At 43.5% G+C, this 22,586-nt stretch carries 24 protein-coding genes and 1 riboswitch; of the genes, 14 read left to right on the top strand and 10 right to left on the bottom strand.

Going from position 1 to position 22,586, the window contains the following annotated elements; all coding sequences use genetic code 11:
* Positions 1-34 precede the first annotated feature (34 nt).
* The 3 genes from OC23_RS08895 to OC23_RS08885 all read left to right on the top strand — a co-directional run bounded on the left by OC23_RS08895 (position 35) and on the right by OC23_RS08885 (position 3,912).
* Positions 35-484 (top strand): hypothetical protein, encoded by a 450-nt coding sequence (locus OC23_RS08895; RefSeq protein WP_038344245.1) that lies wholly within the window; start codon positions 35-37, stop codon positions 482-484.
* A gap of 341 nt (positions 485-825) precedes the next feature.
* Positions 826-2,280 carry a SulP family inorganic anion transporter gene (locus tag OC23_RS08890; protein WP_038344244.1) on the top strand — a complete coding sequence of 485 codons (1,455 nt, stop codon included), beginning with the start codon at positions 826-828 and terminating at the stop codon, positions 2,278-2,280.
* A gap of 441 nt (positions 2,281-2,721) precedes the next feature.
* A complete protein-coding gene (locus tag OC23_RS08885) occupies positions 2,722-3,912 on the top strand; it encodes an MFS transporter (RefSeq protein WP_038344243.1) in 1,191 nt (396 codons plus the stop codon).
* Positions 3,913-3,969: 57 nt separating this feature from the next.
* Here the strand turns inward: OC23_RS08885 and OC23_RS08880 are convergent, their stop codons facing one another.
* A complete protein-coding gene (locus OC23_RS08880) occupies positions 3,970-5,406 on the bottom strand; it encodes a trehalose-6-phosphate synthase (RefSeq protein ID WP_038344242.1) in 1,437 nt (478 codons plus the stop codon).
* Positions 5,394-6,245: a trehalose-phosphatase gene (gene otsB / locus OC23_RS08875; RefSeq protein WP_038344241.1), complete on the bottom strand. Its 852-nt coding sequence runs from the start codon at positions 6,243-6,245 to the stop codon at positions 5,394-5,396. Before otsB ends, OC23_RS08880 begins: the two co-directional genes overlap by 13 nt.
* A 254-nt stretch (positions 6,246-6,499) precedes the next feature.
* On the opposite strand from otsB, the gene OC23_RS08870 reads away from it, so the two are divergent.
* On the top strand, positions 6,500-6,688 hold the full coding sequence (locus OC23_RS08870) for a hypothetical protein (RefSeq protein ID WP_038344240.1): 189 nt from the start codon (positions 6,500-6,502) through the stop codon (positions 6,686-6,688).
* 763 nt (positions 6,689-7,451) lie between these two features.
* Here OC23_RS08870 and OC23_RS19345 read toward each other — a convergent pair.
* Genes OC23_RS19345 through OC23_RS08860 form a run of 3 tightly spaced genes read right to left on the bottom strand, consistent with a single transcriptional unit; the run spans position 7,452 to position 10,032 of the window.
* Entirely contained in the window at positions 7,452-7,577 is a 126-nt protein-coding gene (locus OC23_RS19345; protein WP_152607815.1) for a DUF2474 domain-containing protein, read from the bottom strand.
* Between the two features lie 12 nt (positions 7,578-7,589).
* A complete protein-coding gene (gene cydB / locus OC23_RS08865; RefSeq protein ID WP_038344239.1) occupies positions 7,590-8,594 on the bottom strand; it encodes a cytochrome d ubiquinol oxidase subunit II in 1,005 nt (334 codons plus the stop codon).
* Positions 8,587-10,032: a cytochrome ubiquinol oxidase subunit I gene (locus tag OC23_RS08860; RefSeq protein ID WP_038344238.1), complete on the bottom strand. Its 1,446-nt coding sequence runs from the start codon at positions 10,030-10,032 to the stop codon at positions 8,587-8,589. Before OC23_RS08860 ends, cydB begins: the two co-directional genes overlap by 8 nt.
* A gap of 520 nt (positions 10,033-10,552) precedes the next feature.
* Between OC23_RS08860 and moaA the strand changes: the two genes are divergently transcribed.
* The 6 genes from moaA (at position 10,553) to OC23_RS08830 (ending at position 15,224) form a co-directional block, all read left to right on the top strand.
* Positions 10,553-11,581 (top strand): GTP 3',8-cyclase MoaA, encoded by a 1,029-nt coding sequence (gene moaA, locus OC23_RS08855; protein WP_081407313.1) that lies wholly within the window; start codon positions 10,553-10,555, stop codon positions 11,579-11,581.
* Between the two features lie 24 nt (positions 11,582-11,605).
* Positions 11,606-11,857: a MoaD/ThiS family protein gene (locus OC23_RS08850; RefSeq protein WP_038344236.1), complete on the top strand. Its 252-nt coding sequence runs from the start codon at positions 11,606-11,608 to the stop codon at positions 11,855-11,857.
* Between the two features lie 2 nt (positions 11,858-11,859).
* Complete coding sequence (locus OC23_RS08845; RefSeq protein WP_038344235.1) at positions 11,860-12,375, top strand: molybdenum cofactor biosynthesis protein MoaE; 516 nt, start codon at positions 11,860-11,862, stop codon at positions 12,373-12,375.
* Between the two features lie 15 nt (positions 12,376-12,390).
* Entirely contained in the window at positions 12,391-13,314 is a 924-nt protein-coding gene (gene moaCB / locus OC23_RS08840) for a bifunctional molybdenum cofactor biosynthesis protein MoaC/MoaB (RefSeq protein WP_038344234.1), read from the top strand.
* Positions 13,314-14,561 (top strand): molybdopterin molybdotransferase MoeA, encoded by a 1,248-nt coding sequence (locus OC23_RS08835; protein ID WP_038344233.1) that lies wholly within the window; start codon positions 13,314-13,316, stop codon positions 14,559-14,561. Before moaCB ends, OC23_RS08835 begins: the two co-directional genes overlap by 1 nt.
* A 180-nt stretch (positions 14,562-14,741) precedes the next feature.
* Positions 14,742-15,224 (top strand): winged helix-turn-helix transcriptional regulator, encoded by a 483-nt coding sequence (locus tag OC23_RS08830; RefSeq protein ID WP_038344232.1) that lies wholly within the window; start codon positions 14,742-14,744, stop codon positions 15,222-15,224.
* Here OC23_RS08830 and OC23_RS08825 read toward each other — a convergent pair whose 3' ends face one another.
* Entirely contained in the window at positions 15,225-16,622 is a 1,398-nt protein-coding gene (locus OC23_RS08825; protein WP_038344231.1) for a PLP-dependent aminotransferase family protein, read from the bottom strand. It abuts the gene before it with no gap.
* 123 nt (positions 16,623-16,745) lie between these two features.
* On the opposite strand from OC23_RS08825, the gene OC23_RS08820 reads away from it, so the two are divergent.
* Entirely contained in the window at positions 16,746-17,609 is an 864-nt protein-coding gene (locus OC23_RS08820) for a DMT family transporter (RefSeq protein ID WP_038344230.1), read from the top strand.
* An 8-nt stretch (positions 17,610-17,617) separates the two neighbouring features.
* Here the strand turns inward: OC23_RS08820 and OC23_RS08815 are convergent, their stop codons facing one another.
* Genes OC23_RS08815 through tusD form a run of 4 tightly spaced genes read right to left on the bottom strand, consistent with a single transcriptional unit; the run spans position 17,618 to position 19,027 of the window.
* Entirely contained in the window at positions 17,618-17,929 is a 312-nt protein-coding gene (locus tag OC23_RS08815; RefSeq protein WP_038344229.1) for a TusE/DsrC/DsvC family sulfur relay protein, read from the bottom strand.
* 39 nt (positions 17,930-17,968) lie between these two features.
* A complete protein-coding gene (locus OC23_RS08810; RefSeq protein ID WP_038344228.1) occupies positions 17,969-18,253 on the bottom strand; it encodes a hypothetical protein in 285 nt (94 codons plus the stop codon).
* Between the two features lie 11 nt (positions 18,254-18,264).
* The gene (locus OC23_RS08805; protein ID WP_038344227.1) at positions 18,265-18,615 is read right to left on the bottom strand and encodes a hypothetical protein; all 351 of its coding nucleotides are present in this window, start codon (positions 18,613-18,615) and stop codon (positions 18,265-18,267) included.
* 43 nt (positions 18,616-18,658) lie between these two features.
* Positions 18,659-19,027, bottom strand: a complete 369-nt coding sequence (tusD, locus tag OC23_RS08800) for a sulfurtransferase complex subunit TusD (protein ID WP_038344226.1) — start codon at positions 19,025-19,027, stop codon at positions 18,659-18,661.
* Positions 19,028-19,094: 67 nt separating this feature from the next.
* On the opposite strand from tusD, the gene OC23_RS08795 reads away from it, so the two are divergent.
* The 3 genes from OC23_RS08795 to OC23_RS08785 all read left to right on the top strand — a co-directional run bounded on the left by OC23_RS08795 (position 19,095) and on the right by OC23_RS08785 (position 22,220).
* On the top strand, positions 19,095-20,102 hold the full coding sequence (locus OC23_RS08795; protein ID WP_038344225.1) for an SDR family NAD(P)-dependent oxidoreductase: 1,008 nt from the start codon (positions 19,095-19,097) through the stop codon (positions 20,100-20,102).
* Positions 20,103-20,217: 115 nt separating this feature from the next.
* Positions 20,218-21,612 carry a class II fumarate hydratase gene (gene fumC, locus OC23_RS08790; RefSeq protein WP_038344224.1) on the top strand — a complete coding sequence of 465 codons (1,395 nt, stop codon included), beginning with the start codon at positions 20,218-20,220 and terminating at the stop codon, positions 21,610-21,612.
* 116 nt (positions 21,613-21,728) lie between these two features.
* Positions 21,729-22,220 carry a hypothetical protein gene (locus tag OC23_RS08785; RefSeq protein ID WP_161792277.1) on the top strand — a complete coding sequence of 164 codons (492 nt, stop codon included), beginning with the start codon at positions 21,729-21,731 and terminating at the stop codon, positions 22,218-22,220.
* A gap of 138 nt (positions 22,221-22,358) precedes the next feature.
* Positions 22,359-22,448: riboswitch (glycine riboswitch) on the top strand.
* Positions 22,449-22,586: the final 138 nt, after the last annotated feature.

Here is a 22,586-nt window from a genome sequence, read left to right as displayed (position 1 = left end):
TGTTTTGGGTAGAAGAAAATGGAGGATAGAAGAAATGCCACAATATTTGCGTATAGCCGAAAAAGTTTATAACAAGTTTAAAGATGAAAAGAAATTTACGCAAAAACCTGTTGAGTATTTAAATGCTTTAATTAAAGAAGTGAGAGAGGAAATCAAGGGGACAGAAATGAAGTTACTGTACCAGTATATCGATTTCCAGGAAGGTTTCCAGCAACCTGTTCGTGAAGATGCCCTGAATATTGATGTCAGTCTGGTGCCTCATCATAAATATCAGGACGAGTTTATTTTATGGCTCGCAGGATTTATTGAGAGAATAACCATCGGAGGCAAGAAAAAGATTCCACCAATTCTTGAAAACATACCACCAGAGTTTACTGTTCATTATCAGATCAAAGAATTGCTTCCTCCTGCACAAGAGAACTGTTATGACGAACTGGTTTCATATTTTAAAAGTGAAGAATTTAAACAACATTCAATGAGTTAAACAATTTGTGCTAAAGAAGTATGAGGCTCCGAACCCCTCATACTTCTGCAATCGCTGGACTGCAGCGGCCGCCTTCAAGGCGGTATTTTTTTGCCTGGATAGACAGGTGGCGGTTCTTCAAGGTCGTGAAGAGACGGTTAGACATCATCTTATCTCTATGTTAGTCTGGCGCCACCCTCCATTCTGATCTGTTCATTCATCTTATGCAGCTTACGCCACCCTAGTTGATTTCTCTTGCTTGAAAATTAACTCATCACTTTGACTGGTGATGTGGTGTAGTCGTGTGCATGTATATATCACATCACTGGCCTTTATTTAAAAATATATCAATAGGCTATTTCATGTTATCCAATGTTCGGGAACAGTGGTTCTCCAATATGCGCGGGGATATTTTGTCCGGGCTTGTGGTCGGTCTGGCACTTATTCCAGAAGCGATTGCATTTTCCATTATTGCAGGTGTCGATCCAAAAATTGGCCTGTACGCTTCTTTCTGCATTGCAGTGGTAATTTCGTTTGTCGGTGGTCGTCCAGCCATGATTTCTGCTGCAACAGGCGCCATGGCTTTACTGATGGTTACTTTGGTCAGGGAACACGGACTGCAGTATTTACTGGCAGCCACCATCCTGACAGGTGTATTTCAGATTATTGCGGGCTATCTTAAACTGGCCAAGTTGATGCGCTTCGTTTCAAAATCTGTAGTGATCGGTTTCGTCAATGCCTTAGCCATTCTGATTTTTATGGCCCAGTTACCCGAACTGATGCATGTCACATGGCATGTATATGCCCTTGTTGCCCTCGGTCTGGCCATTATCTATTTATTTCCCCTGATTCCAAAGCTCGGAAAGCTGCTGCCATCGCCGTTGGTGTGCATTATCATCATTACCCTGATGGCAATGTCTATGGGGCTGGATCTCAGAACAGTTGGCGATATGGGCGCATTGCCGGATACGTTGCCTGTGTTTTTGTTGCCTGATATTCCTTTAAATCTTGAAACATTGATGATCATCCTGCCTTATTCCATTCCCATGGCAGTGGTCGGCCTGCTGGAATCGATGATGACCGCCACGATTGTCGATGAAATGACCGATACACCCAGTGACAAGTTTCAAGAGTGTAAGGGACAGGGGATTGCCAATATCGCCTCGGGCTTCATGGGCGGCATGGCTGGTTGTGCCATGATTGGTCAATCCATGATTAATGTAAAATCAGGTGGCCTGACCAGATTATCGACCTTTTGTGCGGGGGTGTTTTTACTGATTCTGGTGGTGTTTCTGAGTGACTGGCTCAAAGTCATTCCGATGGCGGCTTTGGTGGCGGTGATGATCATGGTTTCGATCAGTACCTTTGAATGGAAATCGGTTACCCAGTTCAGTTCCAATCCAAAGAGCAGTAATGTGGTGATGGTCGCAACCGTTGCCGTGGTGGTGGCCACACATAATCTGGCGTTAGGGGTATTAACCGGTGTGCTGCTATCGGCGTTGTTCCTGGCCAACAAACTGGAAAATGATATGCATGTGAAGACCTCATTTGAAGGTCCGGCACGTTTATATCTACTACATGGACAAATCTTTTTTAGTTCATCCGAAAAGTTCTTGCAATGTTTTGACTTTAAAGAAGGGGTAAAAGAGGTGATTATTGATTTAACCCATTCTCATATCTGGGATGTGACCTCAGTGGCAATGCTGGATACGGTAGTGAGTAAATTCCAGAAAAATGGTGTCGATGTCACTATCCGGGGACTGAATCAAGCCAGTTCAATCATGATTGACCAATATGGCACCCATGCCAAAATCTAAGCGGTTGTAGTTAAAATAAAAAATAAACCCTCTGCGCTGGCAGGGGGTTTTGCTTTTCAGCGTCAGCTTTTAATCATTAAAAAAATAAAGATGTGTAAGGCTCATCTGAAACTTTTCTTATACAAACAAAATGCTTCATTATTTTATAAAGATGCGGATTAAGCATATGAATATGCTTCAGCTGATGAGTGTATATTTTTATAAAAATCAAAAAAACCTTAGAAATAAACAGTTTAATTTTATTGTAAATTTGAAATTAAGTATTTGATATTTAATAGATTTATATTTGTAAAAAAAGATGTTTTTCATGTAATTTTGTGTATAATTTCGCCATAAAAGCCTCTGTGAATTTATAGAACTGCTCTATAGATCCACAGGGGTTTTTCTATGGAAGTTTATTTGAGATGGAAGATCTGAGTTAATTTGTGTGGATGGTATTAAATGATCCTTTTTTCCAGAACTGCCCTTGTTGATCCTGAAATTCAATTAAGTGCTCAACGTCTTTCCACTCGCTTCAGCTTTTTCAGTCTGGGTTTTGCGACGGCTGCCTGGGCTCCGCTGATTCCTTTTGCACAGCAGCGCCTGCATTTTAACCATGCAGATTTTGGCTTGTTGCTATTATGCGGTGGTTTAGGTGCGATGCTGGCCATGCCTGCAACAGGTAAAATTGTGCAGCGGATTGGCTGCCGTGTACCCATTGGTTTCGCTTTATTACTGCTGGCCGTTTTGCTACCGGGCCTAAGCTTATGTAGTACGCCTTTAATGATGGCCATCTCCTTATTCTTATTCGGTACGGCATCAGGTAGTTTGGGTGTTGCGCTGAATATCCAGGCTGTGGTGGTAGAGAAAAACAGCCTGAAATCACTGATGTCCGGATTTCATGGGATGGCCAGTCTGGGTGGCCTGGCGGGTGTACTAACCGTGACTGCCTTGCTTGCCTTGGGGATTTCACCCTGGATCAGTGCGCTTGCAGTAAGCCTGCTTTTGGTGGTAATCGCTTTTCTGTCAGTTCCCCTGAGTATAAAAGCTGTAGAAAATACTGCTCCTGAACAGCAGTCTGCCGCTAAAAAGACTCTAGCTCAGCGTTTGCCACAGCCCTTGATTGTGTTGATTGGTATCGCCTGTTTTATCATTTTCATGACAGAAGGTGCCGCAATGGACTGGAGCGGGATTTATCTGACCCATGAATATGGGGTAAATACTGCTTTTGCCGGACTGGCGTATACCTTTTTTGCAATTGCCATGACCACCGGACGTTTTACCGGGCATTATCTGATCCGCTATTTTGGTGAGAAAAAACTGCTCAGCTATAGCGCGATTTGTGCCGCTGCTGGTTTGGCACTGGTCAGTGTTGCGCCACACTGGTGGCTGGTACTAGCGGGCTATGTGCTGGTTGGAGCGGGATGTTCCAATATTGTACCGATCATGTTTTCCCGTGCTGGCCGTCAGAAAGTCATGGCAAGCGCAGTTGCACTGTCATGTGTGTCGACATTGGCTTATACCGGCATTCTGGTCGGGCCGGCCTTTATTGGCATGATCGGGGAACTGGTCGGGTTAAGTACGGTTTTCATTATATTGTCTGCCTTGTTATTGATGATTGTGGCCTTAAACCGTTTTACTGAAGTGAAATAAAGTTGCATCTATTGACTGGCAATATCTGGATATTGCCAGTCATTGCAAAGAGAAAAACTATAGGTTTTGATAAATCGGGTTAACGTTACGCATTCCCATAAATCTGAAATCCTGTAAAGCTGTTTTGTCCTGTAAGTCGTTAAGAAATGCATTGCGCCAATCATTAATATCAAAATCTTTTAAACCTTTCATCAGTTGTTTATATCGTGAAATGCGTTCCTGACGTGGCATCTCCAGCGCTATCTTCAGGGCATTCACCATCGCCGTCTTGTCTGTCGGGTCGACCAGAATTGCTGCGGTCATGCGCTCTGCCGCCCCGGCATATTTGGATAGGATCAATACACCCGGATTAGACGGATTCTGGGCTGCAATATATTCCTTGGCCACCAGATTCATTCCATCCCGTATTGAACTGATCCAGCAGATATCGGCCTGACGATAGATTTGCATGAGATGATGATGTTTAACCGCATCATAAATACATTCCACAGGCTGCCAGTTTTCCTGTGCAAATTCCTGATTAATCATCTCGACCTTGATCTTGAATCGCTCAAACAGACGATGATAGGCAGGCACTTCAAGCCGACAAGGGCAAGCAATCTGTAAATGCTGGATATGCTGCCGGTATTCAGGATATTTCTCCAGAAATTCAGCATAAGAAAGAAAGCGTTCCAGCAAGCCTTTTGAATAATCAATACGATCAACCCCGATAATGGTTTTGGCTGCATTGAGTTCGACCGGGCGGGTAATAAAGTCCTGAACATCAATAAACTGTTGCGAAGCTTTCTGGATCGCCTCGGGATTGACGCCAATTGGATAGCACTTAATGGTTGTAAGGCGTTGATGATAACTTAATCGGGTCTGCTGTATTTTCTGTGCCTTTAATAAAGAGGTACATACTTGCATACAGGTTTTCTGGTCTTTATCAGTTTGCAGGCCGATGACATCATACTGGCATAAGTGTTCGATCAATTGTTGGGCACACGGAATTTTTTGCCAGATAAACAAAGGCGCGAAAGGAATATGCAGGAAAAAACCGATCTTGTTACGCATGCCCAGTTCACGGCAATATTGGGCGACACTGAGGAAGTGATAGTCATGTACCCAGATGGTATCTTCCGGCTGTGCAATTTCTGCAAGTTTTTGTGCAAATAACGAGTTGACCTGCTGGTAGCCTTCATATTCTGAAGAGCTATATTCAATCAGGTCCGATCGATGATGCATGGCTGGCCAGAGTGTATTATTGGCAAAGCCGGCATAGTAATCCGAATATTGTCGTGTGGTTAAAGGGCAGGTGATATATTCAATATGTCCTTTACTGAGCGTGCTAAAGCTGACCTGTTGCTGGGAGTCAACTTTTTCTCCGTTCCATCCGAGCCAGATACCGCCAATCTCATCTAAAGCGTCCTGTATGGCGACAGCCAGTCCGCCTGCACAAGGTTTTTGCCCATTTGGTATACTGACACGATTCGATAGAATAATTAATTTAGACATGTTTTCTCTCCAATTAAGTTTTTGCTACCCTGTGTGTTGTTGTTAAGATTCTGGTTATGTTGTAAAAATACTTCTAAAAATTCATGAACCTGATTGATATCCTGAAGGCGGTATCTGGCCTGTGTAAAACCTTGTCCTACCTTGATTGAAATCCCGGCAGGAACCTGATTTACATACTCAAATCCATCTTCATCGGTTACATCATCGCCAATAAAAACCGGTCGATAACGATCTTGCTGGTTGAAATGATTTAAAAGCTGTTTGATGGCCTGACCCTTATTCGCCTGAGCGGAAATGAGTTCATAAACACATTTCCCCCGTATTAATTTGAGATGCGGAAAAGCTTGCTGCAGCTCCAGCATGATGGCTTTTGCGAGATGTTCCAGCTTTGGTGCTTTTCTATAATGCAAGGCGACTGAAGATAATTTGTTTTCGATCAGCAAATCCGGATAGGCACTACATGCTTTGACCAGTTCGTTATAAAGTGCAGACATGTCAGGGAAAATATTTTTATTTTTAAACTTTTGCTGTTTGTTCAGGTAAATTTCTAAACCATGTAATGCGGCAATTGGCAGGTCGATTGGCTCAAATAACCTTTGAGCTGACTGAATATCACGACCTGTTACGGCAATGACAGGAATCTGTTTTGCAATAATTTGATCTATCACATTTAAGGTTTTTTCTGGAATATAACAATCTTCTGGATGGAGCTGAAAAGCACACAAGGTGCCATCTATATCTAGAAACAGACATAGCTTATTATTATTTAGCTTAAGTGCAGTACTTAAATCTGCCAATGCCGTCAGATTGTTAATCTCATTGTCTATTCTGTTGTCCAATGTGAATATCTCTTATTGCTATTTTATTTTTATTATAAGGTGATAGGAAATTTATAATAGTTGAGTTGTCAATAATCAAACACAAGCAAAACGTAATTTACATTGGTAATGTTTGTAATACATCGTAAATTTTTCTTACATTTCTTATATAGAATCTTTAGCTGTTAGCCCTTTATATAGTGCATGGCTCTATTGCTGTAAATCATTTGATATATTAATTTTTAATAATCCATATTGGGCCATAGGAGATGAAGATGCAAAAAATACCTGACTATTATGATGATTTTCCTGAACTTAATCCTGCAAACTATGATCAGCAGGGCAACTATAAACCAGAACTCATGATGAAAAGAAACAAGATGTACCAGTCAAGTGAAATCAATAAAAACCTATATACCGAGAAAAAAGACCTGCTTTTAAAACATAAAAAGTTAATCTATTAAAAAATATTTTATAATTATATAATAAATAACAATAATATCTGGAAAAATTTGCTCATATTCTAAAGAGAATCATCTTGCTTGCAGTAATTGGCTGCGAGGTGATTCTACTTTATTTGATGTCTATATATTATTTTTTGCAAATAAAATACTACTCAATTTTTTAACAAATATTTCATACTTACATTTTATTTCATTATGAACATAAGTGATATTAATATATTTAAAATGAAAACAACTGATATGATAACTTGAAATCTCTTATTTATTGAACAGGAGTTTATCATGTTACATCGTATGTTCTTCTTCAGTTTAGGTGCCATGTTTGGTTATTGCTGTAAAACCCGCAAAGATAAGAAGAAACAGCACGATTCTGAGTAATCGTAGCTTGTTAAAATCTGTTGATTTAATCAAAGCCGCTCTGGCATATGGCGATTAAGGCAAAATGAATGGAGTAGCCTTAATAAGAAATGAATATGCAAGCTGAGAACCTGTCCACGGTTTTGTTAAACGATTGCTATTCATCGGGGCGAGAGAATAGGAAAGTCACCTTCGGGTGACTTTTTTAAGATGAGCAATATGTTTTATAGAATGTATAAAAGAAGCAAACTACAAAAAAGAAACGTTTCCCGAATATCCGTTCAGGGCTAAATACATAACAAGATCAATGATCACTCATATCACAGATAGCCATTCAGGAATCTGCCCGAGTTAATCATAAATTGCATCATGTTCCAGACCGGGTTTGCTGTCCGGAAATCACCGGTTATTGCTGTATAAAAAACAATAAGGCCCTGAAAAGACCGGCAATGGCAAGGAGGCTAAAAAAGCCACCTAACCACAACAGTATAAACCACTGTTTTGAGCTTAATTTTAACTGAAGCTTTTTCATTTTTGCTTCCTTTTAATGATAACCTTCATCGCCCACCCGGACTTTATCTCTGAACACCCAATAGGCCAAAATGGTATAGCTGATAATGATCGGGATCAGGATGAGTGCGCCAATCAGTGTAAACAGCTGGCTCGAATACGGAGAAGCCGCCTGCCAGATACTGACGGATGGAGGAATAATATTGGGCCACAAGCTAATGACGAAACCGCTAAAGGCCAGAAAAACCAGCACTAGCGTATATGCAAAGGGTTGAAGCTCATACTGTTTTTTGCATGCCCGTAAAATCAGATAGACAAAGCATAAAACCAGAATAGGGACGGGGCTAAAATAAAACAGGTTGGGTAGGGAGAACCAGCGATGAGCAATCTCTGCATGCATTAAAGGGGTATACAGACTGACACCCGCAAAAATGGCCAGCAAAAAAAGAATCAGCTTGGGCATCAATTGATACATTTTTTGCTGTAACTGATGATCTGTTTTCAGGATCAGCCAGCCACATCCCAGAGCTGCATACATGGCCAATACCCCGATACCGGTAAAAAGCGAGAACGGCGTTAACCAGTCAAAGGGCTGCCCTGAAAAAATGCCGTGGGTTGTGTTGATACCCTGAATGTAGGCGCCTAAAATGATTCCTTGTAGCAGGCTGGTAATGATTGAACCAGCGATAAAGGCATAATCCCATAAAGGGCGGGTCCGGCCTGCTTTAAAGCGGAACTCAAAGGCCACGCCGCGAAAAATCAAGGCAATCACCATCAGTATAATCGGCATGTAAAATGCAGAAAGTATGGTCGAATAAGCCAGTGGAAAGGCTGCAAACAGGCCTGCACCCCCCAATACCATCCAGGTTTCATTGCCATCCCAGACGGGTGCCACGGTATTCATCATCACATCCCGTTCTGCCTGATCCCGGATAAACGGAAACAGAATCCCGATGCCCAGATCAAAGCCATCCATCACCACATAAATGAGAACAGCCAGACCGATCACGCCGACCCATATTAATGAAAGATCAATCATGTGGATTCTCCCGAGATTTTTGTTGGCCTTCTACTGCTTCATCAACTGCACTGAGTGGACGCATCGGTGTCTTGAAATGACCAGGACCACCAGCTTCCGGCGAAATGAATCCGGCAAATTCAGGGCCTTTATTGATTAATTTCAAAATATAGAAAATGCCGGTACCGAATACGATGGTATAAACCACAACAAAAACGGTCAGGCTCAGACCCACCTGTTCGGCCGAAACGGTATGTGAAAGACCTTCCCGGGTTCTCAGGATGCCATAGACCACCCAGGGTTGGCGTCCGACTTCTGTGGTAACCCAGCCTGCCAGCATGGCCACATAGCCCATGGGTCCCATAAAAATGGCAAAGCGATGAAACCAGCTTGCCTCATAGAGCTGCTTGCGTTTTCGTAACCAGAGTGACAGCAGCGAAAGGGTCACCATCAATACTCCAAGGCCGACCATGATCCTGAAACTCCAGAAAACAATCAGTGAGTTTGGGCGGTCTTCTGGCGCAAAGTCTTTTAATCCTGTAACGGTACCATCCAGATGGTGGGTAAGAATCAGGCTCCCCAGATACGGAACACTGACTTCATACCGGTTACGCTCGGCCTGCATATCGGGAAGGGCGAAAAGTATCAACGGCATGGCTTTATCATGATTGGTTTCCCAGTGTCCTTCTATGGCAGCAAGCTTGGCCGGCTGGTGTTGCAGGGTATTTAGGCCATGCATATCACCAATAAACACTTGCAGTAAGGAGGTGACCAGAACCATCCACAAGCCCATGGAAAACGATTTTTTGACCAGTTCATCGCGCCGGCCTTTATAAAGATGCCAGGCTGCGGTGCCGACCACCAGCAGGGAAGAAACCAAAAAGGCCGCGGCTGCCATGTGGGCCAGCCGGTACGGAAATGAAGGATTAAAAATAATGGCAAGCCAGTCTTGAGGGACGATGATGCCATTGTCAATAATGAAGCCTTGAGGCGTCTGCATCCAGCTATTTGATGACAAGATCCAGAACATCGAAATACAGGTACCCACAGCAACCATCAGGGTAGATATAAAATGGGCCCTCGGACTGACCCGGTCCCAGCCAAATAACATGATGCCCAGGAAGCCCGCTTCCAGAAAAAAAGCGCTCAGGACTTCATAAGTTAACAATGGGCCCGTGATACTGCCGGCAATGCGGGAGAACTCGCTCCAGTTGGTGCCAAACTGATAGCTCATCACCACACCGGAGACCACACCCATACCAAAGGCAATTGCAAAAATCTTGATCCAGTATTTGTAAAGGCTTTTATAGATCAGGTTTTGGGTGGTGAGCCACTTCCACTCAAGGATTGTCAAAAAACAGGCCAGACCAATTGAGGTTGCCGGAAAAATAATATGAAATGAAACGGTGAAAGCAAACTGAATTCTTGCCAACTCCAAAACTGTCAAATTGAAATCCATCATTCACTCCAAAATTATGTATAAATCCATATTTTTTAAAGCTGGGCAGGCATCGGTTTTAAAAATATGATTTTTATTTTCTTGCCTTTATAGTTAAAGAATTAAATGAAACTGACTTTTTCTTTTTATTAATGATTTGTTTGTTGTGATGGTTTAGTTTTAAAGAATGTAAACTGATATGTTATTTAGCTTGTATCAGCCCGGAGCTGACAGGTCATGTCAGTAGATTGGCTGATGGCATGTTCATTTGACATACCGAAGCATTCTCCCTGAGCCAAGCGTGTCAACCTGGCCTGAAAGGAAGCACAAGTTTTTTGAACAAAAATATGCAAGACAGCAGGTATTTTTATGAGTAGATTGAAAGTGTTGCCAATTTATTGAAATAAGTACGGTACACTTGTATATACCATATAACTGGAATAATTCTTGCTGTAAGAAACAGATTTTAGCCAATAAAACAGATCAACCTGCACAGAACCTGTGCCTGTCCTGTAAAAAGACCAACCAATGAGTGCATATGATGAAGCATGGGAAACTTGAAACGACTTTACCGGTTCTTCAGGACCAGTATGGCCGTATTAAGCGGAAGTTACGGATTTCCGTGACAGACCGCTGCAATTTCAAATGCATTTATTGTATGCCTGAGCATCCTGAATGGATGAAAAAACAGGATTTGCTCAGTTTTGAAGCCTTATTTGCCTTTTGCCAATATATGGTGGGGCAAGGGATCGAAAATATTCGTATCACGGGAGGCGAGCCGTTGATGCGTCAGGGCGTGGTGCATTTTATTGCTGATTTACAACGGCTAAGAGCGTTCGGCTTAAAACGCATTTCAATCACCACCAATGCCCATTATCTGGCGAAATATGCAGAAGCTTTGAAACAGGCGGGTTTAGACGATCTCAACATTAGCCTTGATAGTCTGGATCCCATCCAGTTCAAGCAACTCACCAAAAAAGACCTTGCGCCTGTCCTTAGTGGCATTGAGGCGGTCAAAAATGCAGGGCTGCCGTTCAAAATCAACTGTGTATTGATGAAAGGGCAAAATGACGATCAGGTTCTACCGATGGTACGCTGGGCAAAACAGCATAACATTCCCTTGCGTTTTATCGAGTTTATGCCTCTGGACGGAGATCAGCACTGGACTGGTGAGGCTGTTGTCAGTGAGGCAGACATTCTTGCGCAACTCACGCCTCATTATGAAGTTCAGGTGTTACAACAGCAGCATGAGCCTGCGCGTATTTATCAGCTCGATGGTCACTATCCGCTTGGGATTATTTCGACCATTACCCACTCGTTCTGTGGAGATTGTGACCGGATCCGTTTGACTGCACAAGGTGAACTGTATAACTGCCTGTTTGCACGGCAGGGCTTAAACATCAAGCCATATTTACAACAGCTTGTGCAGCAAGATGATGAATTACAACAACATGCCATCTTGCAACTGGATCAGCAGCTTAAACCTTATATCTGGCATAAAGCCAGAGGATATCATGCGATACAACATCAACACGCCCGTAAAATCAGCATGCATATGTTGGGTGGTTAAGTATAAATGTGGTCTGGAGAAAATATGCAAACCATTGAGATCAAAATTGAAGCTTTTGGGGCAATTGAACGCTTGTTGCCCAAGGCGCTAGCATTCGAGTTTGCAGAAAATCAAAGTGTCAAAGATGTATTGACCCGGGTTGTAACGCTCTATCCCGAGGCTGAACAGGCCATGGAAAAATGTGCCTGTGCAATTGGCGAAGATATTGTGACGCGTCAAACAACATTAGATCGATCTTGTACTTTAGTACTGTTATCACCCGTTGCAGGAGGATAAATATGCGTGAATTTGCCAGAGTTCAAGAGCAGGCCTTAAGCCTCGACAGCTTTGATCCGATACAGTCATTTCCTGAATGCGGTGGTATAGATATCTTTATCGGGACTGTTCGGAACCACCACGAAGGCAAAGCGGTCAAGGCCTTAAAATATACCTCATATACGCCCGTTGCCGAAAAGATGATCCGCGAGATCGAACAGCAAATCAAGGACAAATATCAGGTTTCTTATGTTCGGGTCATACATCGGATCGGATATCTAGAGGTCAGCGAAACTGCAATTATTGCCATTGCTTATGCCGCGCATCGCCGTGAAGCTTTTCAGGCCTGTGAAGAAGCCGTGGAACGGGTCAAACATGAAGTTCCGATCTGGAAAGAAGAATTTTTCATGGACGGAACCAGCCAGTATGTAGAAGGATGCTGTATTCGTAAAGATACGCCAGTACCTGCGTCTCGAGCTGGTCAGCATGTGCACCAACCTGACCATGAAAATTGCACCCATGCGCATACACATGAATAAACTTAGGAAGTTGAAATGAAAAATGTTGGGATGAAACCCGAAAGTTACCGTGTCGCAGAAGCACAAGCAATTTTACATGCACCCGCCCATTGCATTCAGTTACTTCGTGATGGGAATACCGAAAAAGGTGATGCCTTAAAAACAGCGCGCATTGCGGGTATTCTGGCAGCGAAACGGACAGATGAACTGATTCCGCTGTGTCATCCCTTACCGATTTACCGTGCCGATGTAGAATATGAGCTGCAAGATGATCATGTGGTGATCTTGACCACAGTCGAAACCATCGGGCCAACCGGTGTCGAGATGGAAGCTTTAACGGCTGCCAGTCTGGCGGGACTAACGCTGTATGACATGTTGAAACCGCATTGCGAACCTGAAGAGCTATGTCTGGATCAATGCAAACTACTGAAGAAAAAAGGCGGCAAATCTCATTTTAAACGCACCTTGCGTCAGCCTGTTTCTGCGGCTGTCATCGTGCTTTCGGATACCGTGGCTGCGGGACGTAAACCGGATACAGCAGGTAAGTCCGTGGTTGAGACCTTGACTGAAGCGGGCTTTGATCCGATTCATTATCAGATCCTGCCAGATGAAGCAGAGCAGTTAAAAGATCTGGTTCTGGAACTTAGCAAGTCCTATGCCTGCATCATGACGGTTGGGGGAACCGGGATTGGCAAGCGCGATATTACGGTCGATACACTTGAACCGCTATTGGAAAGAAAACTGAATGGATTGATGGAAGCGGCTCGTTCATTCGGGCAGAAACGGACGCCGTATGCAGCCATGTCACGCGGTGTTGCAGGATTTATTGACCGTTCACTGGTTGTGACTTTACCGGGTAGCCGTGGTGGTGCCAGTGAATCCATGGCTGCAATCTTGCCGGCATTGGTGCATATTTTTGATGTATGTCGGGACTTGCCGCATCCGGGAGGATACGAATAATGTCAGGATGTGGCGCCGAAAAAGGCCTGATCAGTATTGATGAGGCATTGGCACTGATTCAAGCCCAAACCCGTACGCTTGCTAGCGAGACCTTGCCTTTGGGCGAGTGTCTCAACCGCTATCTGGCTCAGGCAATCATTTCTGAGGTGAACTTGCCGGGTTTCTCACAAAGTGCAGTCGATGGCTATGCAATCCATAGTGCGAGTGAAAACCTGCAAAATGCGGTTTTCTCAGTAATGGGGGAGATCAAGGCCGGCAGTGAATCTGATCTGCAGCTTACAGATGGGCAGGCAGTTCGTATCTTTACCGGTGGAAAAATTCCTGAAGGCACTACCCATGTTGCCCGGCAGGAAATCGTAACCATTGAAGGTGATCACCAGATCCGCCTAACTGAACATATCAGGGCTCAGGCAGATATCCGCTTTACAGGTGAGGAAATCCAGTGTGGGCAACTACTGGCCGAGGCAGGCCAGCGCATTACCATTGGAGCGTTAGCAGCCCTGAGCATGGCGGGAGTTAAAACAGTTGAAGTCTTTAAGCAGCCTAAAGTTGCAGTGGTGATTACCGGAGATGAAGTTGCCGAAACACCTGATGACCTGCAGGCTGGAAAAGTATTCGACGCCAATGGCCCATTACTAAAAGCCTGGCTGCAAGACTACGGGGTAGTGGCAGAAATACGCCATATAGCCGATGAAGCAGAACAGGTGACGCAATGCTTTGAACAGCTCAAGCCGCAATATGATGTCATTATCACTACAGGTGGTGTATCTGTCGGAGATTATGATTTTGTCCGTCCTTGTGCTTTTGAGGCAGGGTTTGAACAGGTCTTCTGGAAAGTCAAACAGAAGCCGGGCAAGCCTTTATTCTTTGCCAGATCTATTGCCCCAAAGCGGGAAAGTACTGATTTTCATCACTGTTATATACTGGGTTTACCGGGAAACCCTGCGGCGGTCTATGTCTGCATGCAGCTCTATGGCAAGGTATTGTTAGATGCCTTGCAGCATCAGCGTCATACACTGCAATGGTTTAGTGCCATACTGGATCAAGACTTGAAATCCGATGCACGTGAACGATTCTTAAGAATGCATGCTTATTTTGAACAGGGCCAGCTCAGGTTAAAAACACTGGCAAAGCAGCAGTCACATATGCTGAGCAATTTAATGCAGGCCAACTGTCTGGTACGTATACCGGCCCATGTCCAGCCAGTAGCCGGACAACAAGTGACGGGATTACGCATTGAGCATTAGTTAATTCAAAAAAATAGGTAAATTCCACGATTTTTGGCACTTTTAGCCAAGTGCCAATATTGCATCTGATGGATGAGCTGGTTTAGTGTATATTTTATATTGTTTAGTTTCTAAACATGACGGTTCAAGACATAGATTCCATGTCTGCTAAAACTTTAAAAAAATGATTAGGTGATAATAATGAAATGGGAAGAAATTGGCGATCAGCCATGTTCAGTTGCTCGGACGCTTTCGGTATTAGGTGATCGTTGGACAATGCTCATCTTGCGTAATGCCTTTATGGGCGTACGCCGTTTTGACGATTTCCAGCGTAGTCTGGGTTTAACCCGCCATGTTCTTTCAGAACGCTTAAAACGTCTGGTCGAGCACCAGATTCTGGTCAAGGTGCCTTATGTGGACCGTCAGGAACGCTTTGAATATCAACTGACAGAAAAAGGACTGGATCTATATCCGATCTTGTTGGCGATGGTGCAATGGGCAGACAAATGGATGGATCAGGGACTGGGCAAGCCAATCGAGTTTACCCATAAGACCTGTGGCAAGAAAATCAGCCCGAAAGTAATCTGTTCAGAATGCGATGAGCCCATCCATGTAAAAGATGTTCGTGTGGCTGCCGGGCCCGGCTATTTTGCTTTTATTGAACAGAAACAAAAAAGTGCATAATCAACAATGAGGATGTGCTATCTCATGCTGGATCGCTTGGGATAGTACATCAAACACTTTCGGGTTCTGGCATTGTGCCACATTAAAACGGATAAAATTCTGAAAATTCTGGCTTTGGCTAAAAGCATTGCCGGGTGCCAGAATCACACCCTGTTCCAGACAATATTGAGCGATTCGTGCTGTATCAAAATGTGCCGGTAACCTACACCATAAAAACAAACCGGCCTGAGGCTTGACCCACGGGTGAATACCCAGTTTTTCCAGCTGTTTAAGGGTTGAATCCATGGCTTTTGCCAGCTCTATTTTAAGCTCATCAAGATATTTACGATAACTGCCATCCGTTAAGGCTGAGTATAAGATTTCCGAACATAGATGATTGCCACCAAAGCAGGTCGCGATCTTGATGTCGGTTAAATCTTCAATCCATTCCGGCTTGGTCGCAATATAACCGGTTCTGACCGCACCCGATAAGGTTTTAGAAAAACTGCCAATATGGATGACGCGAGACAGGCCATCCAGTGCGGCAAGTCGTGGAGCTGCATGCAACTCGAGATCTGCAAAAATATCATCTTCCACCACGATTAAACTGGATTGTTCAACCAGCCTTAGCACCTGATAGGCCTTTGATGCCGTCAGTACTGCTCCAGTCGGGTTATGGATACCCGAATTGGTAATATATAAGCGGGGGTTATGCGTGTGAATGGCCTGAGCGAAAGCCTCTATATCGGGGCCGGTTTGTGTATAAGGCACGCCAATAATCCGGATCTGGTGAACTTTGAGTAAGGCATGAAAATTAAAATAGCAGGGATCATCTACCAGTACGACATCATTCGGCTTTAAAAAATAGCGGCAAATTAAATCAATGGCCTGAGTTCCAGAGTCGGTCAATAAAATCTGGTTTGGCATAGCTTCAATCCCTCTGGTTAAAATCTTACGGGCAAGTAATTCACGTAAGGGCGCTAAACCGAGTGGTGTTGAATAATCAGTCAAAATATTGGCATTGGCTTTAGAGACCTTGCGAATGGCTTTGCGTATATTTTCATGCGGCATCCAGTGGTCAGGTAACCAGCCACAGCCAGGTTTTAAAACTTCGGGTTGTGCTTCTAGTGCTTGTCTGGAAATCCAGAGCGGGTCAATATTACGGTCAGTTTTAGGATAAATTTCCGAGATGGAAAGAGGAGCAAGCGGTCCGGCCACAAAAAAGCCTGAGCCTTTTTTAGCTTCAATAAGACCTTGTGCCGCCAGCCGTTCATACGCTTCTACGATGGTCGAAACAGACAGGCTTAAAAGGCCTGCTAATGCACGAACGGAAGGAAGGCGCGAGCCCGGTAACAACGAGCGGTTTTTTATCTGTTCATGAATATGCCGTATCACAAACTCGATTTTTGTATTTTTCATACGCGTGAAGTCTGACTGTATTGGATTTTAAACAAGTACAGTTATTTAAAATTGTACTGTATTGTGTCTGGTTTATTGACCTTAGCACAGTTTAAATTCTGCAGATAGATCTGGAGAATTTAAATGAAGTCTTTAAGCAATGGCTGGGTTAACGGATTCATCGGTGTTGTAATCTTTGCCGGTTCCTTACCAGCCACCCGCGTGGCGGTCATGGATTTCAGCCCGACCTTCCTCACTGCGGCCAGAGCAGCAATTGCAGGACTGCTGGGGTTGATTCTGATTGTGGTATCAAGACAGAAGTTACCTCAGAAAAAAGACTGGCTGCCCTTATTGTATGTTGCAACCGGTGTTGTGATCGGATTTCCGTTATTTACTGCATTCGCACTTCAATATGTTAGTGCCGCCCATACCATTGTCTTTGTCGGATTATTACCGTTGGCGACTGCAATTTTTGGCGTATTACGTGGTGGTGAACGGCCAAATCTTGCCTTCTGGCTATTTGCCATCTTCGGTGGTGTGCTGGTTTTTGGGTTCATGCTGGTGCAGACCGGCAGCTGGTCTTTCAATTATGGCGATTTATTTATGTTGCTTGCCATATTGCTCTGTGGCTTTGGTTATGCTGAAGGTGGAAAATTGTCAAAGCATTTAGGGGGCTGGCAAGTGATTTGCTGGGCGCTGGTTCTAACCTTGCCAATGATGCTTTTACTTTCCTATCTGTCGATGCCGGCAAGTTTTGAACATATTTCGGTTTCTGCAAAACTGGGGCTCGTCTATGTTTCTTTATTCAGTATGCTGATCGGGTTCTTTTTCTGGTACAAAGGCCTGGCGCAAGGGGGAATTGCAACTGTTGGCCAGTTACAACTCTTACAACCGATATTGGGGCTGGTGATTGCGGCGGTTCTTTTGCATGAACAGGTAAGTGTTGCAATGTTTGCTGTAACCATTGCAGTCATCGGATGTGTAGCATGCGCCAAAAAATTTGCCTGAAACGGCTCTTATAGACAGTTTGCCGGTTTGGGCACACCCGCCAAACGGCTTAAATGGCGTGCCACCAGACCCGTATTGAACCTTTGCTGTAGCTCGGCGTTATTGATTTCGGGGCTTACCGTTTTCATTAAAAACTTAATCAATGGGCGGGTCGCTGGAGAATGTCCAAACTGCTGATAAAACTGACGGACGGCATTGAGCACCTCGAAATGCCATTCTGTTAGCTCAATATCCAGTGTTTTTGCCAGTTCCTGAGCGACTTCATGATTCCAGATGGTGTAATCGACCAGATGACCATCTTGATCTAACTCTAATTGCATAAATAGCCTAAGTAAATTTTCAATGAATTGAATGAAGCATTATTTTAACGTGATACAGCGCGCAAATTGTAAAACTAAATCTGCAAATGCTGCATAATCAATTGGATTGATATATTCCCGAGCTTCATCAGCTAACAGGGTTTGCTCGTTTGTTAAGCAGTAAAGATGGGGGGAACGGCCAAGAACAGCAGCAGGAATCGACAAGGTGGCATCACCCATAATTACAATATGGTCATCAGGTTGTGCCATTTGTACTAGCTCATTCCAGATCTTGTCGAGGTTGCAATAGGGCGATTGGATTAAAAATAAAGCATTATTTTTCATTGTGAAATAACTTACCAATATAAGACATGATCAAATGAACGGATGAGTTCAGGGCTAATCTCAATAAATTCAATTTCCTGTTCAGTGTTTTTAACTATGCTAAGTTGTTGATTTTTATTTTCAATTAAGATTGGAGTCAAGTCGTAGAACTCAAAACTTTCCACCATGTTTGCTGCAATTTTAAATGCATGCCTCAACTGGTCGAATTCTACGTTATTGTTCAACAAACTCAACGCAGCATCCTTTAATAATACTTTGACAGAAATACCAAAGGTTGCTAAAACCATAGTTGCAGACAAGCTTTCATTGACCTGCAAACTCGTTAAATTAGGCTGCGTTAGGATGACAAGTACAGATTTCACACAATTTACCTTTTTAAAGCAACACTCTATTCAAGAACTTAAATTAAAATTGAATTAAACGAGAACAGCTTTGCACCGCATCAGCAAGCTCTCCAAGCCCAACCAGCTCAAAACCTTGTGCCAAGTTGTGATGTTGAAGTGAATGGCGTTGTGCATTGCTGGCATCAGTGATTCCCCGGGCAAGGGCAGCACTGACACAGACAGGGAGTCGAATGCCAAGCTTTTGCCATTCTTGTTTCAGATTGCGTTGATCATCAGGAAACCACTGTAACTCGTTCGCAACGTGAACACCGTCTTGGTAAAAGAAAACATGAAATTCTTCATGCTTATTTTGTAATGCTTGTGCAAGACCCAAGGCGTGCCATGCGATTACAGAAGTAGGTGCAGAAGTAATTAACAGTAGTGTACTCATTGAACATTCACTATGGTCATAGTCGGCAAAATGATGATGGACAGATTAAAAAGAAGGTAAGTATACAATGATTTTGGTGACAGGTGGTTTAGGCTTTATCGGTTCACATATTGCCCTGAGTTTATTGGCTCACGGGCAAGAGATTGTCATTGTTGATAACCTGGCTAACTCTACTTTACAGACCCTGGAGCGTCTGGAATATATTTCAGGCATGTATATACCTTTTGCAAAACTGGATGTACGCAATACGCCTGCCTTGAATAAAGTATTTGAACAATATTCAATTGATACCGTTATCCATACCGCTAGCTTCAAGTCGATTGCTGAATCCACATTAAAACCGCTTGAATACTACAATGATAATGTCAGCAGTATCATGAGCCTGTTGCGTGCCATGCAAAGGATGGGCGTTAGGCAGTTAATCAATCTGTCGAGTGTGGCGATTTATGGGCAATCCGGCACAGCGCTGAGTGAAGAAATGCCCTTTAACCATACCTATGCCAACCCGTATATCCGTTCGCAACAAATGGTTGAAGATATTATTGCCGATACCTACAAGGTTGACCCTGAATGGAAAATTGTCAATCTGCGCTTGTCCAATATTGTGGGTGCATTCGAGCATGGTGTCTTAGGTGAATATGTCACCCAACTGCCCAAGAATATTGTTCCATTAGCCTTGCAAGTGGCTGCCATGCAGCGTGAATGTATCGAGTTACAAAATCAGGCACCCACACAAGACGGTACGGTAGAACGGAGTTTCCTGCATGTACTTGATGCCTGTGAAGCGATTTTAATGACGGTAAACTGGCTCAAAATGCAGGCTGGATGTCTGGAAACATTCAATATTGCACATACTCAACTTACTTCGATACAAACACTATTGGATGAAATCTCCAAAGTGACCCAGGCAGAAGTCCGGGTGCAACCCGCAATTTATCAATATGAAGAATTGGCTCAGCTTGGTGCCAATATTGATAAGGCAAGGCGTGTTTTGAACTGGACACCAAAACGGCCTTTAGCACAGATGATTGAAGATGAATGGCGTTTTTATCTGAATACCTTAAAAGGCAATTGAGATAATGATTCTTATTTACATGTTTGACCGGTTTGATTAGGATAAGCTTAACCAGCCAGAGCATTAGCTTGCTTCAGCCCGTGATAATTTTAACCGAATAGAGCAGAGGTTGTTTATGCAGATGCGAATTGAACACGACACCATGGGTGAAATCGAGGTCCCAAATGAAGCCTTATGGGGCGCGCAAACGCAAAGAAGTTTACAGAACTTCAAGATTGGTCAGGAGCGATTACCTCGTGCCATGATTCGTGCGATGGGCCTGGTCAAAAAAGCTGCGGCAATTACCAACGCTGAACTAAAGCAACTGCCTGAAGATTTAAGTCAACATATTGTTGGTGCTGCTGAAGAAGTGATTGCTGGACAGTGGGATTCACAATTCCCTCTAGTGGTCTGGCAAACCGGTTCCGGTACGCAAAGTAATATGAACTGCAATGAAGTGATTGCCAACATCGCCAATCAAAAGTTAGGGCAGGCATTAGGGGCACAAAAGCCGGTGCATCCAAATGATCATGTTAACCGTGCACAATCCACCAATGATTCGTTCCCGACAGCAATCCATGTTGCTGCAAGCCTGCAAATCAATGAATTACTCATCCCGGCAGTTGAGAAACTGAAAGCGACCTTGCAAGACAAATCAGAACAGTTTAATGATATTGTCAAAATTGGCCGTACGCATTTACAAGACGCAACCCCTCTAACTTTGGGACAAGAGTTTAGCGGTTATGTATCACAACTGGAACATGGGTTAAAACGGTTACAACAGGCTTTGACCGGGTTGTACGAGTTGCCTTTAGGTGGTACGGCGGTTGGGACAGGGTTAAATGCCCATCCAGATTATGCAGTAAAAGCAGCAGAACAATTGGCGACCTTGACAGGTCTGCCATTTGTAACCGCGCCAAACAAGTTTGAAGCCCTGGCTGGACGTGATGCTGCAGTTTTTGCATCGGGCGCATTAAAAACGCTGGCGGTAAGCCTGAACAAGATTGCCAATGATATTCGCTGGCTAGCAAGTGGGCCACGTTGTGGCTTTGGTGAAATCCGTATTCCTGAAAATGAACCTGGCTCAAGTATTATGCCGGGTAAAGTCAATCCAACCCAGAGTGAAGCGATGACCATGGTGGTCGCTCAGGTCTTAGGAAATGACACAACCATTAACGTTGCTGGTGCATCCGGGAACTTTGAGCTGAATGTGTTTATGCCTGTGATTGCTTATAACCTGTTGCAATCAATCCAGCTACTCGGAGATGCATGCAATAGTTTTAACGATCACTGTGCAGTTGGAATTGAGCCAAACCGTGACAAGATTGATCATTTCCTGCATAACTCATTGATGCTGGTGACTGCGCTAAATCCTGTGATCGGTTACGAAAATTCTGCCAAAGTGGCAAAAACCGCTTATAAGGAAAATAAAACCTTAAAACAGGTCGCTGTAGAGCTGGGACTGGTGACTGCAGCGCAATTTGATGAAGTGGTTAAACCTGAAAATATGGTTTCCCCAAATAGCAAATAATCTGTTCTGATCAGCAAGATAAAAAAACCTTCTCAAGAGAAGGTTTTTTTATGAGTAGTTTTTATAAAGTGAACTGCGTACAATATACTTTTGATTTATCTGACTGTTGCTTCATTATGCTCAATATTTATTTAACGGATACTAAAACCAACATCCAGTTTTCTGATTTACCCAATGAAAATCCTGTTAAGTTTCTGTTGAATTTGAAGAAAATTTTTCCAAGTACTGCCGATTTACTATTGCCGGTTTTACCAGAAGACAATAATCTGGAAAATGTAACCTGGGAAGCAACCTCAAAAGATTTTGAAGTATTTAAAAAATTGCTGGAAGGCTGGGGTGTGATTGAGCTACGTTTGAGTGCAATTACTACCTATAAAGATAAAAACTTTGCCAATGATCTGGTGAAAAAGGCACAGATTAAACGTAAGCAGATTGCTCAGACGCAACCTCAATTATCTATGGTTGCCTTGGACTATGTATTAATGCATGAGATTCATGCCCTGATTGATGCCGAACTGGTCATGATCGGTGAAAAATTCTATTTACCGACGTTGCGTGAGCTTTGGAAAGGACAGTTCTCCGAGCAAATTTTGCAATGTAAGTTCTAAGACTTAAAAGCAGGCTTCCAGTCTGCTTTTTTTATGACCAGTGCATAAATGTGGTTGTGTAAATCTTGATCTACAAACATTTACAAGAATTTAGTGGGTGTATTGGGGTGCGGCATATATATTGCTTATAAGGATATAAATATTATTGCGGGAGAGAAGTTCTTCAATGAACTCGCCGAAGGAGCAACGACCCCGGAAACTCTCAGGCAGAAGGACTGTAATAATAGACATAAAATCTGGAGAGCAGTGCACAATTTGTAGAAACACGGGACTTGTTTCTTCTACGATAACCACTCACCGAAGGGGAAGGCTGCATGATTAATTGGTAATCATTGGCCAAAACTCTCAGGTACCATGACAGATGGG

It is taken from the genome of Acinetobacter sp. A47 (assembly GCF_000805455.1).
GTDB lineage: Bacteria > Pseudomonadota > Gammaproteobacteria > Pseudomonadales > Moraxellaceae > Acinetobacter.
The sequence above is the reverse complement of the archived record's forward strand: the minus strand, read 5'-3'. Positions and strand labels throughout refer to the sequence as shown.

What these genes read in the sequence shown, in the direction of transcription:
- OC23_RS08870 (WP_038344240.1), top strand. Translation starts at nt 6,500, where the DNA reads ATGCAAAAAATACCTGACTATTATGATGATTTTCCTGAACTTAATCCT.
- tusD (WP_038344226.1), bottom strand. Translation starts at nt 19,027, where the DNA reads ATGAGTACACTACTGTTAATTACTTCTGCACCTACTTCTGTAATCGCA.
- OC23_RS08825 (WP_038344231.1), bottom strand. Translation starts at nt 16,622, where the DNA reads ATGAAAAATACAAAAATCGAGTTTGTGATACGGCATATTCATGAACAG.
- moaA (WP_081407313.1), top strand. Translation starts at nt 10,553, where the DNA reads ATGAAGCATGGGAAACTTGAAACGACTTTACCGGTTCTTCAGGACCAG.
- OC23_RS19345 (WP_152607815.1), bottom strand. Translation starts at nt 7,577, where the DNA reads ATGAAAAAGCTTCAGTTAAAATTAAGCTCAAAACAGTGGTTTATACTG.
- OC23_RS08850 (WP_038344236.1), top strand. Translation starts at nt 11,606, where the DNA reads ATGCAAACCATTGAGATCAAAATTGAAGCTTTTGGGGCAATTGAACGC.
- OC23_RS08830 (WP_038344232.1), top strand. Translation starts at nt 14,742, where the DNA reads ATGAAATGGGAAGAAATTGGCGATCAGCCATGTTCAGTTGCTCGGACG.
- OC23_RS08845 (WP_038344235.1), top strand. Translation starts at nt 11,860, where the DNA reads ATGCGTGAATTTGCCAGAGTTCAAGAGCAGGCCTTAAGCCTCGACAGC.
- OC23_RS08880 (WP_038344242.1), bottom strand. Translation starts at nt 5,406, where the DNA reads ATGTCTAAATTAATTATTCTATCGAATCGTGTCAGTATACCAAATGGG.
- OC23_RS08885 (WP_038344243.1), top strand. Translation starts at nt 2,722, where the DNA reads ATGATCCTTTTTTCCAGAACTGCCCTTGTTGATCCTGAAATTCAATTA.
- OC23_RS08835 (WP_038344233.1), top strand. Translation starts at nt 13,314, where the DNA reads ATGTCAGGATGTGGCGCCGAAAAAGGCCTGATCAGTATTGATGAGGCA.
- OC23_RS08820 (WP_038344230.1), top strand. Translation starts at nt 16,746, where the DNA reads ATGAAGTCTTTAAGCAATGGCTGGGTTAACGGATTCATCGGTGTTGTA.
- OC23_RS08795 (WP_038344225.1), top strand. Translation starts at nt 19,095, where the DNA reads ATGATTTTGGTGACAGGTGGTTTAGGCTTTATCGGTTCACATATTGCC.
- OC23_RS08860 (WP_038344238.1), bottom strand. Translation starts at nt 10,032, where the DNA reads ATGGATTTCAATTTGACAGTTTTGGAGTTGGCAAGAATTCAGTTTGCT.
- OC23_RS08895 (WP_038344245.1), top strand. Translation starts at nt 35, where the DNA reads ATGCCACAATATTTGCGTATAGCCGAAAAAGTTTATAACAAGTTTAAA.
- cydB (WP_038344239.1), bottom strand. Translation starts at nt 8,594, where the DNA reads ATGATTGATCTTTCATTAATATGGGTCGGCGTGATCGGTCTGGCTGTT.
- OC23_RS08815 (WP_038344229.1), bottom strand. Translation starts at nt 17,929, where the DNA reads ATGCAATTAGAGTTAGATCAAGATGGTCATCTGGTCGATTACACCATC.
- OC23_RS08890 (WP_038344244.1), top strand. Translation starts at nt 826, where the DNA reads ATGTTATCCAATGTTCGGGAACAGTGGTTCTCCAATATGCGCGGGGAT.
- OC23_RS08810 (WP_038344228.1), bottom strand. Translation starts at nt 18,253, where the DNA reads ATGAAAAATAATGCTTTATTTTTAATCCAATCGCCCTATTGCAACCTC.
- moaCB (WP_038344234.1), top strand. Translation starts at nt 12,391, where the DNA reads ATGAAAAATGTTGGGATGAAACCCGAAAGTTACCGTGTCGCAGAAGCA.
- OC23_RS08785 (WP_161792277.1), top strand. Translation starts at nt 21,729, where the DNA reads ATGCTCAATATTTATTTAACGGATACTAAAACCAACATCCAGTTTTCT.
- fumC (WP_038344224.1), top strand. Translation starts at nt 20,218, where the DNA reads ATGCAGATGCGAATTGAACACGACACCATGGGTGAAATCGAGGTCCCA.